15 protein-coding genes and 2 tRNA genes are annotated in these 14,693 nt (G+C 60.8%); 10 read left to right on the forward strand and 7 right to left on the reverse strand.

Annotated features, from left to right (window positions below; all coding sequences use genetic code 11):
* The first annotated feature begins 5 nt into the window (after positions 1-5).
* The 4 genes from FGW20_RS11025 (at position 6) to FGW20_RS11040 (ending at position 1,319) form a co-directional block, all read left to right on the forward strand.
* Entirely contained in the window at positions 6-137 is a 132-nt protein-coding gene (locus FGW20_RS11025; RefSeq protein WP_301678143.1) for a DNA-directed RNA polymerase subunit P, read from the forward strand.
* Entirely contained in the window at positions 134-538 is a 405-nt protein-coding gene (locus FGW20_RS11030) for a Brix domain-containing protein (RefSeq protein WP_301678144.1), read from the forward strand. Before FGW20_RS11025 ends, FGW20_RS11030 begins: the two co-directional genes overlap by 4 nt.
* Positions 535-789, forward strand: coding sequence for a KEOPS complex subunit Pcc1 (locus FGW20_RS11035; protein WP_301678145.1), 255 nt, complete (start codon positions 535-537; stop codon positions 787-789). Before FGW20_RS11030 ends, FGW20_RS11035 begins: the two co-directional genes overlap by 4 nt.
* Positions 790-953: 164 nt before the next feature.
* Positions 954-1,319, forward strand: coding sequence for a prefoldin subunit beta (locus tag FGW20_RS11040; protein ID WP_301678146.1), 366 nt, complete (start codon positions 954-956; stop codon positions 1,317-1,319).
* A 359-nt stretch (positions 1,320-1,678) separates the two neighbouring features.
* Here FGW20_RS11040 and FGW20_RS11045 read toward each other — a convergent pair whose 3' ends face one another.
* On the reverse strand, positions 1,679-3,223 hold the full coding sequence (locus FGW20_RS11045; RefSeq protein WP_301678176.1) for a 2-isopropylmalate synthase: 1,545 nt from the start codon (positions 3,221-3,223) through the stop codon (positions 1,679-1,681).
* Positions 3,224-3,370: 147 nt separating this feature from the next.
* Between FGW20_RS11045 and FGW20_RS11050 the strand changes: the two genes are divergently transcribed.
* The 3 genes from FGW20_RS11050 to FGW20_RS11060 all read left to right on the forward strand — a co-directional run bounded on the left by FGW20_RS11050 (position 3,371) and on the right by FGW20_RS11060 (position 4,563).
* Positions 3,371-3,477, forward strand: a tRNA-Tyr gene (locus FGW20_RS11050).
* Between the two features lie 18 nt (positions 3,478-3,495).
* Positions 3,496-3,568 (forward strand) — tRNA-Asp (locus FGW20_RS11055).
* A 479-nt stretch (positions 3,569-4,047) separates the two neighbouring features.
* Positions 4,048-4,563, forward strand: coding sequence for a HEAT repeat domain-containing protein (locus tag FGW20_RS11060; protein WP_301678147.1), 516 nt, complete (start codon positions 4,048-4,050; stop codon positions 4,561-4,563).
* A 225-nt stretch (positions 4,564-4,788) separates the two neighbouring features.
* Here FGW20_RS11060 and FGW20_RS11065 read toward each other — a convergent pair whose 3' ends face one another.
* From FGW20_RS11065 to FGW20_RS11080, 4 genes are read right to left on the reverse strand one after another with little or no spacing between them, the layout of a single operon-like run.
* Complete coding sequence (locus tag FGW20_RS11065) at positions 4,789-5,160, reverse strand: hypothetical protein (RefSeq protein WP_301678148.1); 372 nt, start codon at positions 5,158-5,160, stop codon at positions 4,789-4,791.
* Between the two features lie 37 nt (positions 5,161-5,197).
* On the reverse strand, positions 5,198-5,821 hold the full coding sequence (locus FGW20_RS11070; RefSeq protein ID WP_301678149.1) for an ArsR/SmtB family transcription factor: 624 nt from the start codon (positions 5,819-5,821) through the stop codon (positions 5,198-5,200).
* 37 nt (positions 5,822-5,858) lie between these two features.
* Complete coding sequence (gene guaB, locus FGW20_RS11075) at positions 5,859-7,325, reverse strand: IMP dehydrogenase (RefSeq protein WP_301678150.1); 1,467 nt, start codon at positions 7,323-7,325, stop codon at positions 5,859-5,861.
* 3 nt (positions 7,326-7,328) lie between these two features.
* Positions 7,329-8,018, reverse strand: a complete 690-nt coding sequence (locus FGW20_RS11080; protein ID WP_301678152.1) for a (5-formylfuran-3-yl)methyl phosphate synthase — start codon at positions 8,016-8,018, stop codon at positions 7,329-7,331.
* Between the two features lie 44 nt (positions 8,019-8,062).
* On the opposite strand from FGW20_RS11080, the gene FGW20_RS11085 reads away from it, so the two are divergent.
* Both FGW20_RS11085 and tmk read left to right on the forward strand, forming a co-directional pair.
* The gene (locus FGW20_RS11085; RefSeq protein WP_301678154.1) at positions 8,063-8,743 is read left to right on the forward strand and encodes a HisA/HisF-related TIM barrel protein; all 681 of its coding nucleotides are present in this window, start codon (positions 8,063-8,065) and stop codon (positions 8,741-8,743) included.
* Complete coding sequence (gene tmk / locus FGW20_RS11090; RefSeq protein ID WP_301678177.1) at positions 8,737-9,354, forward strand: dTMP kinase; 618 nt, start codon at positions 8,737-8,739, stop codon at positions 9,352-9,354. Before FGW20_RS11085 ends, tmk begins: the two co-directional genes overlap by 7 nt.
* Here tmk and FGW20_RS11095 read toward each other — a convergent pair.
* Positions 9,311-11,905, reverse strand: coding sequence for a valine--tRNA ligase (locus FGW20_RS11095; protein WP_301678155.1), 2,595 nt, complete (start codon positions 11,903-11,905; stop codon positions 9,311-9,313). The genes tmk and FGW20_RS11095 overlap by 44 nt on opposite strands.
* A 188-nt stretch (positions 11,906-12,093) precedes the next feature.
* Between FGW20_RS11095 and FGW20_RS11100 the strand changes: the two genes are divergently transcribed.
* Positions 12,094-13,290 carry a DUF92 domain-containing protein gene (locus FGW20_RS11100; RefSeq protein ID WP_301678156.1) on the forward strand — a complete coding sequence of 399 codons (1,197 nt, stop codon included), beginning with the start codon at positions 12,094-12,096 and terminating at the stop codon, positions 13,288-13,290.
* Between the two features lie 575 nt (positions 13,291-13,865).
* On the opposite strand, the gene FGW20_RS11105 is transcribed toward FGW20_RS11100, so the two are convergent.
* On the reverse strand, positions 13,866-14,693 hold the full coding sequence (locus FGW20_RS11105; RefSeq protein WP_301678157.1) for a DUF7847 domain-containing protein: 828 nt from the start codon (positions 14,691-14,693) through the stop codon (positions 13,866-13,868).

Raw genomic sequence — 14,693 nt, forward strand, 5'->3', positions numbered from 1 at the left:
CGGCCTTGGTTGCCTATAAGTGCGCTCGCTGTAAACAAAAAGTAGAAATTGACGTCAATATACGTTGCCCCTATTGTGGGCACCGCATCCTCTTCAAGGAACGCGGAGCCGGAATAAAAGATCTGAAGGCTCGATGACGGTCGTCACGACGTCACGTAAACCGGCGCCCGAGGTGCGCACCCTTGCGCGGGATCTGGCGTTCTCGATCGGCGCCGGGTACGTCACCCGCGGCAAAGCGGGCATGGGGGACCTTTTTTCCCTCGACGTGTCGGTTCTGGTCGTCTCGAAATCCGGCCCTTTTTTTCTGATCCAGGTATTTGCTGGCGATGAACCGGCAACAGAGATCCGCGTCAGGTCATTCTCTGTCGAGGAGCGCACCGGACCGATCGCCCGCGGGCTTTTCGTTTCGGACCACTCTGTCTACGAGACGCTCAAGGATCACGCCGACGTCGTGTTTGCCGGCGAGTCCCTTACGGGACACCGGATCGTCTTTGACGGAACGCAACGGAAACGCTATACCCTGAAGGTGGCCCCATGACGCATACGGCGGTCTTCCGGTTCGCGACCCCCGATGCCCGTGCCCTCTACCTCTCCGTCCGCCAGGAGATGGGCGACGTGGGCGACCGGTCATCCGTCCGGGTCATGCTTGCGGACGACGATACGCTCGTCCTTGAGGTGAGCGCCACCGATATACCCGCGCTCAGGGCGGCCTTAAACACCTGGCTTCGGCTGATCACGATTGCGGTCGAGATGCGGGAGCTTGCCGTCCCGTCTGATGTGTCTCCGTAAGGGGGCCGGCGCCGGGCGCGGGACGGAGATCCTTTTTTGAACCCTCACATTTTAAGGGTTTCACGTCCCTATCATGTAGAGAAAGGGCAGAGGGCTGGGAAGGCCGCTGTCCACCACCCGAAATATCGTTACTGATCTTCACCCCTTTCGAGGAGTAGATGAATATGGAAAACATCCCGCCAAAAGTGCAGAACCAGCTGGCGATGCTTCAGCAGATGCAGCAGCAGCTCCAGACCGTAGTATCGCAGAAGGCACAGTATGAACTGACGATCCGCGAAGCCAGGCGCGCGGTCGAGGACCTGGCCGACGTCCCCGAGGATGCGGCGGTCTTCATGAACGTCGGCAGCGTCATGATGCAGAAGAGCAAGGAGCAGGTGCTCGCGTCCCTGAACGAGCGCATCGAGACGCTCGATCTCCGCGTCAAGTCGCTCGAGAAACAGGAAAAGGCGCTGCAGGGCAGGTTCGAGCAGTTATCCTCACAGGTCAGGGGGGCGCTGGAAGGTAAACAGCAGCCTCCCGGCCCTGCCTGATCCCTGAAATCCATCTTTTTTGCTCTGAAGAAGATCTCTCGCCAGAGGGCGATTACCTACCTCTCATTGGCGCCTGGGTACTGTCCGGCAGTACGAAGAAGTTCTCCGGGGCTCTCGCATATCGTTCACGCGAAGCCGTCGGAATTCTTCGGTGCTCAAGTTCCGTTGGAGTGTCGCAGCGTGAGACTCCATCCTTACTTTCCAACTGCCGGCTCACGCGAAGTCCTCATCTCGACCCTGAGAAAGACCTCCGTTGGACGCCATATCGTCGACCACTGTCGAAAACGAAGTGACTGCCGGGGATTGAGTGAAGGGCCTCTCAAGGACCGTTTTAAAATAGTTGGTGGGGGGTGAGCCGCTCACTCCTCCTGCTCGCGGTCGAGTTTGTGCGTCCGGCAGACGAGGTTGATCGCGTTGATAACCGCCTCGACCGACGCGAGGATGATGTCGTCGCTTGAGGCGCTGGCATCGAAGGCCCGGCCCCGTTCATCCTCGACGGCGATGGTGACATGCCCGAGAGCGTCGGTGCCGCCGGAGATCGCCTCGATGTTGAACTCCTTCAGCTGGACCGGGGCCGGGATGATCCCGAGGATCGCCCGTACGGCCGCGTCCACCGGGCCGTTGCCGATGCTTGAGAAGGTGTGCTCAACTCCGTCGACGGTCGCCCTGACACTTGCTGTCGGGATGACGTGGTTGCCAGTCATGATGGCGACGTCCTGCAGTTCCAGGGTCTTCTCATCGGGTGCGAGCTGCATGACGCTCTCCGCGATCTCGTAGAGATCAGCGTCCGTCACGCGCTTACCCTTGCCGGCAATTGCCTTCACCCGGATGACGATCTCATCGAGCTGTTCTTCGGCGGGCTCCATGTGCACCTCGGCGAGCATCTGTTTGACCGCATGCCTCCCGGCGTGTTTGCCGAGTTTCAGCCTGCGCCGGTGTCCGACCATCTCTGGTGTCATGATACCCGGCTCGAACGTATCCGACCGGGTGATGACGCCGTGGGAGTGGATCCCGCTCTCGTGGGCAAAGGCGTTCTCGCCGACGATCGGGTGTGTTGCTGGGATGCTCATCCCCGCGTAGCGGGCGACGAGCCGCGAGGTCTCGACGAGGCCGGTCGTCCGGATGCCGGTATCGATACCGTAGATGGACGACAGCGCCATTACCGTCTGCGCGAGGTCGGCGTTACCCGCCCGCTCGCCGAGGCCGTTCACCGTCACCTGCACCTGGGAGGCGCCGGCCTCGACCGCCGCGATGGTGTTCGCCACCGCAAGCCCGAAGTCGTTGTGACAGTGGACATCAATCGGGCAGTTCACCTCGTGGTCGATCCGCTCGATGAGATGCTTCATGGCCGTCGGGGTGATCACCCCGACCGTGTCGGGCACGTTGATGATCGTCGCTCCGGCGTCCACCGCAACACGGTACACCTCTATCAGGTAATCCCAGTCGGTCCTTGTGGCGTCCATTGCGGAGAACATGCACCGGCCGACGTGGTCGCGCGTATACGCGATGATGTCGCCGGTGGCCTCGAGGACCTGCTCGCGGGTCTTACGGATGGTGTACTCGCGCTGGACGTCGGAGGTCGGGATGAAGACGTGGACCATGTCGACGCCGCAGTCGATGCACGCATCTACGTCGGCCCGGAGCGACCGCGCAAGGCCGCAGACCTGTGCGGAGAGCCCGAGATTCGTGATGGCCCGGACTATCTCGCGTTCGGCATCCGAGGATGCGGGAAAGCCCGCTTCGATGGCGTGGACTCCTATTCCGGAGATCTGTTCTGCAATACCGAGCTTCTCTTCGAGTGTGAACGAGATGCCCGGTGTTTGTTCACCGTCGCGCAGTGTGGTGTCGAAAACAGTGACGTTCTTGTTCGCACGGCTATCGGTGAAGAAGACAGTACGCTTCAGCGTTCCTGCGTGCTTCAGCGTTTGTAGGGTTCATATATACCTCTTATTCGAGGTTGTATATAAAGAATAACGTCCGTGTTCTGCCTGTCTCCGCAAATCTTGCGAAATATTTAATAACAACTCTATCTAACATTATTAGAGCAGAGACCCGCCTTAACTCAGACTGGTAGAGTGCGCGGCTGTAGTATGGTCTTCGCTCTCGGGCGAACTGCGCGGCTACCGCGATGTCCCCGGTTCGAATCCGGGAGGCGGGATCACCCTGAACATTGAGTGCCCAGGTAGTGTAGTGGCCTATCATGACGGCCTGTCACGCCGTCGACACGGATTCGAATTCCGTCCTGGGCGTCACTTTCTTTCATTTTTCCAGCCCTCAGCGTAGCGGATAATCCCTCATAGAAGAGGGGGTGCCGTGTTCCCGGGATGCCACGAAAACCCCATTAAACCTGCCGATAATCCGTGGAACTTGTAATCTAGCAGGCAACGTTATTAAAAAATGGTATATAGGAGAATTTAATTTTATTTCCTTGATAGAATATATATACCTTGATGCAATATCCGGTGTCATGTATGTTCTAGGAAAATGGATCAGGAGCGATCCCGTATTCGACGCTTTGGGCCCGCTCATCCTTGGGATAGGTCTTTTAGTTCTGGCAAGTCTGGCCGCATATGCTTCTGGATTTGTGACCTGACGGCAGAAGGGGGCCGCGAAGATACGGTGCCTGCAGCGGACCCGGCGGCCCTAAGCACTTATTACAACTCCGCCTCAACGTGTGATGTACGCCGGGGCACGACACCGCGGATGTGACGGAACCATGACCTACCATATGCCACCTGGACCAGGAAACGAACGTTCGAATAACCGGACCCTGCAGGTTCTCATCGCAAGGCTCTCGAACCCGAACAAGACGGTGCGGGCGGAAGCGATGCACGGGCTCGTGGCGATTGGAAGACCCGCCGTGCCCGCTTGCATTGCCCTGCTATCGGACGGCGACTGGACGGTGCGCTATCGTGCAGCGGAGGCCCTCGGGCTGCTCGGTGACGGCGAGGCGTATGCGCCCCTCGTCGCCGCTCTCGACGATGAGAAGGATCATGTCCGCTACATGGCGGCGAAGGGGCTCGGGCTGCTCGGCGAGCCCCGGGCGGTTGAGCGGCTCGGACAGATGCGAAACGACGAGAACGAGTTCGTTCGGCGGAGCGCCGCGCGATCGCTTGGCACGATCGGTAGCGAAGAGGCGATAGGGCTGCTTCGTGGGGCTCTCGAAGACGAGATGACAGACGGCGTCCGTGCGGCAATCCTCGAAGCGCTCCGCGATGCCGGTGTGGATACACCACTTCACTGATTTTGACATTCGGCATCGAGCAATGCAGCCTCATGCGACGACGTAAAACGGAGCTAGTAATTGTTATCGCTTTTCGCGAAGAGCGCGAAGTCAGGACAAATTTCGGACGTTTTGTCCGTCGCAACTGGTATACGGCCGTCCTGTTCCATACCTGGTGTCAGGGTTGGCAAAGCGCCGGATCTTGGGCAGGGCCCCATAGTGCCCGCTGTAAAAGAGTAAGATGATTCAGGACCGGGCGACCTCGCCCGGCGCGCTCTTCTTGCGGCAGACGGCATCGATCACACCGTGCTGCACGTTGTAGAAACTGTGCAGGATGTCGATCTCGCAGTCGAGATCGATGACCGTCTCCTCGTCACCCCCGGTGCAGAGGGTCACGGAGTCTTCCTGGAACGTGACGTATGGGGCACCGTCCGCCCGGGCATCCGCCTCCGCGGTGATGTAGATACAGTCATCCCCTTCGACCACCTCGACGTCGGACTCCCTCTCCTCGTCTTCGGCAAAATCGGGGTAGGGAGTCCCCTCGGGCAGCCCGCTGATGATAGTGAACCCGATGATCTTCGGGTCGTAGGGAGGCATCTCGCCCAAGATCTTTTCCATCAGCCGCGCGATGTCTCGAAACATTTCGTCGTATGGGTTATTCGCCATGTGTACCACGTATCCGGTATCGGTCGTTGATTCGCTCGACAACCCCCGTGTGTATGAGGTTGACCAGTCTCTGTTTCAGCTCATCCGTGGACAGGCTGCTCACTTCCTCGAGTTCCGCGAGGCGCAGGTCGGCATGTGAGAGCGCGAGGATGATCTCCAGGTCCCCGTCGTCGGTGATGAAGATCCCCCGCATGCGCATGATCTCAGCGAACCTCGATTCGATCTCCCGCTCCAGTTGTTCGAGGTTATCCAGAAGTTCATCGCGAGCCCGAACCATCCTCCTGAATGCCTCGAGGTTTCTTGCAAATCGTGTTCTCTGGTTCTCTTCAACGGAGGGAAGCGTAACCCCGTCCTGCTTCTGCAGGTTTACGATGACATTGATGTCATGCGAGAGATAGTAATACTTTCGCCTGCGTTCGTCCTGGTAGGATACAAGGAGCTGTTCGCGCTCCATCAACTGCAGGTGCTCTATCACCGCTTTTGGACTGAGCACCAGGCGCTCGGAGATCTCGGTCACAAAACACGGTTTCTGCCGCAGCAGTTCTATTATTCGCCGCCTGTTCCGGTTTCCCAGGATATCGAGGAGACGGGAAACATCACTGCCCTCGAGCATATTTACTAAATGTTAGTGATTTTACCATAAAAAAGTGTCACTCGAAGAGGCGGTAGTTCGGTGCCTCATCGGTGATCATGATGTTGTGCGGGTGACTCTCGCCATACCCCGCAGGCGTAATTCTGAGGAATCTGCTGTTCCTCTGCAGGTCCGTTATCGTCTTTGAGCCCGTGTAGCCCATGGCGGACTTCAGGCCGCCGACAAGCTGGTAGATGACATCCGATACATGACCGACATAGGGCGTGACTCCCTCGACGCCTTCGGGAACGAACTTGGTTCTCCCGAACTCCTTCTTCTGGAAGTAGCGGTCGCTCGATTCACCGCTGCTCATGACGCCGAGCGACCCCATCCCGCGATACTGTTTGTAGCGCCGGCCCTTGATCGACGTGACCCTCCCCGGCGCTTCGTCGGTGCCGGCAAAGAGGCTGCCCGCCATGATACAGTCCGCGCCGGCGGCGATCGCCTTCGCGATGTCCCCGGAATAGCGGATGCCGCCGTCGGCGATCACCGGCACATCTGCCGCGTGCGCCACCTCGGCGACGTTTGCAATCGCGGTGACCTGCGGCACGCCCACGCCCGCGACGATCCTCGTCGTGCAAATGGAGCCCGGCCCGATGCCGACCTTCAGCCCGTCGACCGTCCCGGCAAGGGCCAGGGCCGCCTGCTTCGTCGCGATGTTCCCGGCCACCACGTCGACGTCGACGCTCGCCTTGATATCGCCGACCGCCTTGACGACGTTCATGTTGTGGCCGTGAGCGCAGTCCACCACCAGGGCATCGGCGCCCGCCTCGAAGAGCCTCATCGCCCGGTTGAAGTCGAAGGGGCCCACCGCGGCGGCGACCCGGAGTTTCCCGTTCGCATCGCGGTTCGCGTGGGGATACTGGCGCTTTTCGAGGATGTCGCGCATCGTGATGATGCCGACCAGGCACCCCTCCGCGTCCACAACCGGAAGACGCTCGACTTTGTTCGTATACATTGTCTCGAGCGCGTTCTCCGCTGTGACGTCTTCGGAGGCCGTGATCAGCTTCTTGGTCATGTAGTCGGTGATCTTCGCCTCGCCGCGTTTGGGCAGGATCGCCCTGATGTCCCTGCGGCTGACGATGCCGATCATCTTATCGTTCTCGATGACGGGCACGCCGCCGATACCATACTGCCGCATGACCCGTTCCACGTCGGTGACTGTAGACTCCGGGCCGACCGCAACGACCTCGCGCTCGATCAGATCCTCGGCCTGCTTGACGACCCTGACCTCGGCGACCTCGCGATCCGCAGGCATATTCCGGTGGATGACACCGATGCCGCCTTCGCGGGCTATGGTTATCGCCATCACTGACTCGGTCACCGTATCCATGGCGGCGCTCACGAGGGGGATGGTCAGGGGGATGTTGCGCGAGAACCGCGACCTGACATCGGCCTCGTCAGGCTCGACCCATGATTCGGCGGGCTCAAGAAGCACGTCGTCGAACGTAAATGTCGTTTCCATCTGCATCTTCTCGATGTACATACATCACCTGAGCATCATCATTGCTTTCTCCACCAGTTCCGCCCTGACCACTGTCGACCGATCGCCTCCGCAGACCATCCCCCGGACACCGATGATCTCGGGGTTGATCCGCTTTAAGGCATCGAGGTCCTCGAACTTCAGTGAACCGGCAAGAGCCGTCTGCAACCCGAGTTCCCGGTTTCGCACGGAGAACCGGGTCAGTGTCTCCTCGTCCATGAACTCAAAGAGACTCTTCCCATCCTTAATACCGGTGTCGATCATGGCGACGTCGGCCCCGGCGTCCGCGACCAGAGCACTGATAGCGAGTGGCGAGATCGTGTCTATCCTTGCAAAATCGGCATACGTTGCAATGACGACGTATTTCTCGGGAAACTCGCGCTTCACCGCCGTGGTCACCGCCTCGATGACCTCGCGGGCACGGTCTTCTCCGTCGAACATCAGGCCGACTTTGACATAATCGGCACCGGCGTGCGCGGCACCGTATGCAGAAAGAGCTGCAGTTCCCGGTTTATACTCATTGTCCCCGATTGCAGCGCTAACAGGCTTCTTGCCGGCGATTTCCTTGATTCCCCGGATGATCCAGGGAAAATTCGCGCCCAGCGACCCTTCTGAGGGTTTCTTCACGTCGATGATGTCAGCGGAAAGCGAGCTTCTTGCCTCCTCAATGCTGCTTGGACTGACGAGTAATTGCATAGAAATTAATGATCCTTCACCCTAATAGTGATTACGTTGAGGACATGGAACTGATTCTTGCAGTTGATCTGGCAAGCGGCCTTGTGGTGCACGGAAAGTCCGGAAACCGCGCCGATTACCGGCCGCTGACTTGGGGACTTGCCCCTTCAGCTGAACCGGAAGCCTACCTCTCCGGTCTCGGGCCCCGGTATCTCTACATCGCCGATTTCGAGGCTCTCGAGGGCAGGAGACCGCAGGACGACCTCGTCCGGCGTTGCGCCGCTATGGTCGAGCGGTGCTACCTCGACCGGGGCATTCGGTCGCCCGCCGAATGCGCCGCGGTCGAGGGCGTGACGCCGATCGTCGGCACCGAGACGGCCGCGACGGCGATCGAGGATCTTGCAGCCTACCAAACCGGATACCTGAGCATCGACGTTAAAGGCGGTCTGGTGCTCCCCTGGGGCATCCCGCCGGCGGAGATGCTCCGCCGTGCGGCGGCATTCTCGTTTGAGGGGTGCATCCTCCTCAACATCGGCGCCGTGGGGACGGAACGGGGCCTCGACCGAAAAGAACTCGAAGAACTGCGGGCGTGCTACCCCGGCCGCCTCCTCTACGGGGGCGGGGTCGCCGGGGTCGATGACATCCATCTCCTCGCCGATGCCGGGTTTGACGGGGCGATCATAGCAACCGCCGTTCACCGTGGCACGGTGCCGCTCGAATGGCTCCGGAGGGGACACCCGTGCTGATCACCATCGAAGGGATCGATGGGAGCGGCAAGAGCACGCTTCTTGCCCGTCTCCGCGAACTGCTCGCCGACCTTGACCCACTCTTCACCCGGGAACCCGGCGCCACCTGGGTCGGCGAATCGGTGCGGCGGGCGGTCGCTGAGCGGATGGATCCGATCACCGAGGCCCTGCTCTTCTGCGCCGACCATGCCGCGCATATCGATACGGTGATCCGGCCCGCTCTCGATACGGGACAGCTCGTCATCTCCGACCGCTACGCCGACTCGCGGTTTGCCTACCAGCCGGTCGTCCTCGACGATGTCCTCTCCGACCCGCTCTCCTGGCTTCGCCGGATCCATGAGGGGTGGTCGATCCGGCCCGACCGGACATTTCTCCTGGTCCTGCCAATAGAAGACGCTGTTTCACGACTTGATCCTGAGAAAAAGAGGGAGTATTTCGAAAGCGCCGCGATCCTTGAGCGGGTGCAGGAGAACTACCTGAACCTTGCAGCTGCCGACCCGTCGCGGTTCGTCGTCGTCGATGCGCTCCTTCCAAAAGAAGATGTTGCCCGGTTCATCGCCGACGAGATCAGGACTGGTGCCCGATCGTCACGACGACGTCCCCGAGCGTGAGGACGTCAACCTCTTCTCCCGCCACCCGGTAGGCGACCTTCGGCGTGAAGGAATCGGCCGGCACCGGGATCTCCTCGCCGTCGACCGTGACGATCGCAGGCGGGTTCTTGAGCAGTTCCGGTGGGAGCGCCTCCACGGCCTGCATGAACCCGCGCGCCTGCTTCCTGAGCGTCGGCCCGATCACCGCCATGTTGAAGTCCACACCGCTCACGACCTCTTCAAGCTGCGGCGTGCCGGTGCTCCATCGGGAATCGGCATTGAGAGCACGCCCGGTGTCGCCGGCGTCGTCGACAGGTTCCGGTGCGTAGATCATGACGTGGCCGAGTGGCGCGTTCAGCGCCATGCCCTTATCGTGCTTGTAGCGCCGGAGTTCCGCGACCGTCTTCACCAGGAGATCGCCGTGGCGCCGCGCTTCGTCGTCGGCGTATGAGAAGTCCGGCCAGGCCTCTTTGTGCACGCTTCTCCCGGTGAGGTTGTGGTAGCACTCTTCCGCGAAGTGCGGGATGATCGGGGCAAGCAGGCGGCAGAGGACATCCATCGTTGTTCGAAGCGCGCTGCATGCGCTGGCCCTGGTGCTGTCGTCGGCGTATAGCCGCCCTTTCGCGACCTCGATGTAGTCGTCGGCGAGCGTGTTCCAGGCAAACTCCCGGATCGCCCTGAGCGCCCGGTCGAACTGGTACCCCTCCATCGCGGCGGTGACCTCGGCGACGGTCTCGGAGAGCCGGACGAGCAGCCAGCGGTCGGTGAGTTCCGTCACCGGCGCCGCGGGATCGGCCCCCTTCTCCAGGTGTCCCATGACGAACCGGAAGATGTTCCAGAGTTTGGTCTGGAACCGGGACGCGGCGACGACGTCGTTCCAGTTGAACATGATGTCCGAGCCGGTCGCGGCACCCCCGGCACCCCATTGCCGGAGCGCGTCCGCGCCGTACTGCCCGACAATCTCCTCAGGGGAGATGATGTTGTCGCGGCTCTTGCTCATCTTGAACCCGTCTTCCCCGAGCACCATGCCGTTCACCAGGATCTCGTCCCAGGGGTGGCCGCCGGCCAGCGCCTTCGCCCTGAGGATGGTATAGAACGCCCACGTCCGTATGATGTCGTGACCCTGGGGGCGGATCTGTGCCGGGAAGTACGGAGGTTTTGCATCGGTTCCGTCCCACCCGGTGACATGGAGCGCCGATATCGAGGAGTCCATCCAGGTGTCGAGCACGTCCGTCTCGCCGGTGAAGTCCGATCCGCCGCACTTCGGGCAGGGGTTCTTCGGCATATCGACCGTCGGGTCGATCGGGAGGTCTTCCTCGGCCGGGAGAACCATCTCGCCGCACGCGGTGCAGAACCAGACGGGAATAGGGGTCGCGAAGATCCGTTGCCGGGAGATGCACCAGTCCCATTCCATGGAGTTCGTCCAGTTCTCCATCCGGGCGAACATATGCTCCGGTGTCCAGGAGATCCTCCGCGCCGCATCCAGGATATCGTCCTGGTGAACCCGGACGAACCACTGCCGCTCCGAGAGGATCTCGATCGGGGTCTTGCACCGCCAGCAGGTCCCCACCCGCTGTTCGAGTTCCTCCTGCCGCTTCAGGATCCCGGCCTTCTCCATATCCGTGAGGATCGCTTCCCTGCAGGCCTCCGAGGTCATCCCCTCATACGGGGCTGCGGTCGCGGTCATGATGCCCTGGCGGTCGATAGCCTTGCGGAGATCCAGACCGTGCTGTTTCCACCAGTAGACGTCTGTCTTGTCGCCGAACGTACAGATCATCACCGCGCCGCTGCCGAACTCCGGGTCGACCGCGACGTCCTCGATGATCGGAACATCGTGACCGAAGATCGGGACGGTCAGTCTCTTCCCCTTCATCCCGTGGTACCGGTCATCCTCGGGATGGACGGCCACGGCAACACAGGCTGCGAGCAGTTCCGGCCGGGTGGTGGCAATCTCGACGCCGTCGAAGTCGAAGTAGTTGAGTTTGGTGGTGCGGGGCGCGTAGTTGACCTCGGCGAACGCGATGGCCGTCTCGCACCGGGTACAGAAGTTCACCGGGTGCTCGCTCTGGTAGATGTCACCGGCTTTGAGCATCTGCAAAAACGACGCCTGGGTCTTTTTGTAGTAATCCGGGAGCATGGTGATGTATTCGTGGCTCCAGTCGGTCGAGAACCCGAGCCGCCGCATGGTTGTCCGCATCTTCTCGATGTTGCCGAGCGTGAGGTCGCGGCACATCTCCCGGAACTTCTCCCGGGGTACGTCGTTTTTGGTGATCCCGAAGGTCTCCTCGACCTTCACCTCGGTCGGGAGGCCGTGGCAGTCCCACCCCTGCGGGAACATGACGTTGTAGCCGCGCATGCGTTTGTACCGCGCGAGGAAGTCGATATAGCACCAGTTCAACGCGTTCCCGATATGGAAGTTACCGGTAGGGTAGGGCGGCGGCGTGTCAATGATGAAACGGGGGTTTTTCGAGGCGGGGTCGAAATAGTTGTCCTCATCCCGCCAGGTATTCTGCCAGCGTCTCTCCACTTCTTCGATATCGTAGTTTTTGGGTAGTTGATGTGACGGCGACATTTTCAGCGTATAATCTCTCTCTTTCCAGTGAAATATATTGCTGGGGTTTCCCCGCCCGGGTATCCCGCGCTGCGCACGGGTTTGCCGTCCGCGGCGGGGGCGTCGCGGCCCGTTCACCGTTAAAAACCGCAAAGGCGGCAGGTGTTCGACCCTAAAGGCTTTGTTCCTGCACTTCCAATTGTGTATGAATGACAAAGCCGCTGGGGTTGGTTCTGGCATCAGTCCTCACCCTCGTCTTCATAGGCCTGGCCCCCCTGCTCCAGCCAGCGTGGCTGCTCACACTCTTCCTCGTTCCGTTCTCGCTCATCCTCTTCCTCATTAGAGAGACACGCTACGTGTCACTCTCGATCGTCGCGCTTGCCGTGCTCTACGGACTCGACTGGCTCTCGACGTTCGTCTTCACCTGCACGCTCGGTATCGTCGTGATCGGGGAGGTGGTGTTCCGGCTTACCGGTGATAGGCACGCGGCATACCTCCATCACCTGGTTGCTGCAATCGCCGTATCGATCGCGGTGATGCTCTACCTGCAGTACGCCGCGCCGCTGGTCGCCGTGATGGGCGTGGTCGTCGCGGTGCTCCTCCGGGCGGCCCTCCGGGGCCGTGATGACGCCCTGATGATCGAGGCGCTCGGTGTTGCGATGACCATGTTCCTCTTCGAGGAACTCAACTTCGAGGTCGACCTGACCCTTCTTGTCGCCGCGGCCGTGATAGCGTTCGGGTTCGGTTACACCTCCTACCGCTTCCGGGTAGCCGACATCAGCGGCCTCTTCTCGGGTGCCATGATCGGGATCATCCTGATCGTCTTCGCAGACGTCCGGTGGTTCCTGATCATGCTTACCTTCTTTATCATCGGTGCCGGGGCTACCCGGTACCGTTACGGCGATAAAGAACAGCTCGGCGTCGCCCAGGAGCACGGGGGCGTGCGCGGCTACTTCAATGTCTTCGCAAACGGCCTGGTGGCGACCGGCGCCGCCATCCTCTACGGCCTGACCGGCCAGGCGGCGTTTGCGGCGCTCTTCATGGGCAGCGTCGCCTCGGCAGCTGCCGATACCGCCGCAAGCGAGATCGGGATCACGGGGAAGACGCCGTACCTGATCACGACGCTCAAGCCGGTGCCGCGGGGGACGAACGGCGGGGTGACCCTGCGAGGCGAGGTCGCGGCCGTCATCGCATCCGCCGCCGTCGCCGCCGTCGCCTGGGCGATGGGCGTCGCCGACCCCTGGATGGTCGTCGTCACGGTCGCCGCCGGGTTCATCGGCACCAATGTCGACAGCCTGGTGGGCGCAACGCTCGAGAACAGCGGCAGGATCGGGAACTCGGGCACGAACCTGGTCGCTACGTTCTCGGGCGGGGTCTCTGGGATGCTGATCTATATGCTCGGGTGAGGGGGCGCGGGGGGGCAGGTGCGGTTTTTAAAGGGTATAGTCCGCTGACTGTAAGTATCCGGGCGGATCGTGGAGCAAAATGCCATGTCTCGCAAAGTACTGTCCTTTGAGACATCGTTCAACCCCTTGCACGGATTACCATCGGCTTCGCACCTTCGATACTCTAGCTCCGTTTCTCCGAACCATCGCTTATCGCCACGCACTGCCCCCGCCCCTCGCGGGCGGGGAACGACGGGGCCATAGGGCCGGAGCATGAGCACCGAAGGTGCGGAGGAGGAGCGCGAAGCGCGGGCGGGGTGGGGGTTACAGGTGTCCTTTTGTGCGGTAGAGACAGGGGAGGGGGGATGCTCCCCCCTCCCCGTCAGCCCCACCCCCAACGGCGATATCTCCTCGAAAGCCGTGCATGGGCGTACCATCAGAAACACCGGACGGAACCTGCAGGCAGAAGGGCAGAACGAAGAATGTGCGGGAAACAATGAGGAGCCGTTTCAGATGATGCGGCAGGAAAAATCTAGAAGATATTAGATATCAAAACCCGGCACTGGAGAAAAAAGTATAATTCCTGTCCAGCCAGTTCAGTACTTATACCAGCGCCCCTTCTCGTCGTACTCCCCCTGTTCTGCCTGCACAGCACCAGCGTGTTTTTTGAAGAAACTCGCCTTGTAGGCGTAGAGGAACGCCGAGAAGAGCACGAGCACGACCGCATAGACGATTGCGGTGATCCATATCCCCTCTGTCCCGATGAGCGCGAGAATATCCTCCGGCATCACCGCCTGGAGCTCGTCGGGGCTCATGTTGACGAGCGGTTCGAGTTTGTTCACGAGCAGGGCTGTCCAGGCAAAGAGTCCCGCGAATCCGAGCACCGCGAAGGTGACGATGTTTATCAGGTAGAAGACGAGAACGCTGCCGAGGTTGTTCATGACGAACTCGATGCTCCGCCGGATCGACTCAAAGACGCCCGTCTCCTCAAAGACAGCCACGGTGTCGTAGAAGAACGTGAAGAAGGCGATCGAGAGGATGACCCCGAAGAGGAGCGCCGCCATGTTCGCGGCGGCTCCGACGCCGAGGAGCGCGAGCGGTATCGTGAGCAGGAAGAGTGTCAGGATGACCGCGAAGAAGATAACCAGCGCCGGCAGAAGTATCCGGAAGTAGTAGGTCTTGCCCGACTGCACAAACTCGCCGAAGGAGAAGTTCTCCCCCCGGATCGTGCCGTAGACGCCGCCGGCTAAAAACGGCATCACGAGAACCTGCAGGAGTGCCAGAGGCTCTGTGTAGAACGCTCCGCCGTAGATGGGGATGACGAGGTTGAGAACCGCGAGAGCGCCCATGACGAGGCCGACCGACCAGAGGACGGGGTGCTGCCGGAGGAGTCCGGCGGCACCGGTGACCGATTCGAGTGTCAT

It is taken from the genome of Methanoculleus methanifontis (assembly GCF_030464365.1).
In the GTDB taxonomy this organism is placed as follows: Archaea; Halobacteriota; Methanomicrobia; order Methanomicrobiales; family Methanoculleaceae; genus Methanoculleus; species Methanoculleus methanifontis.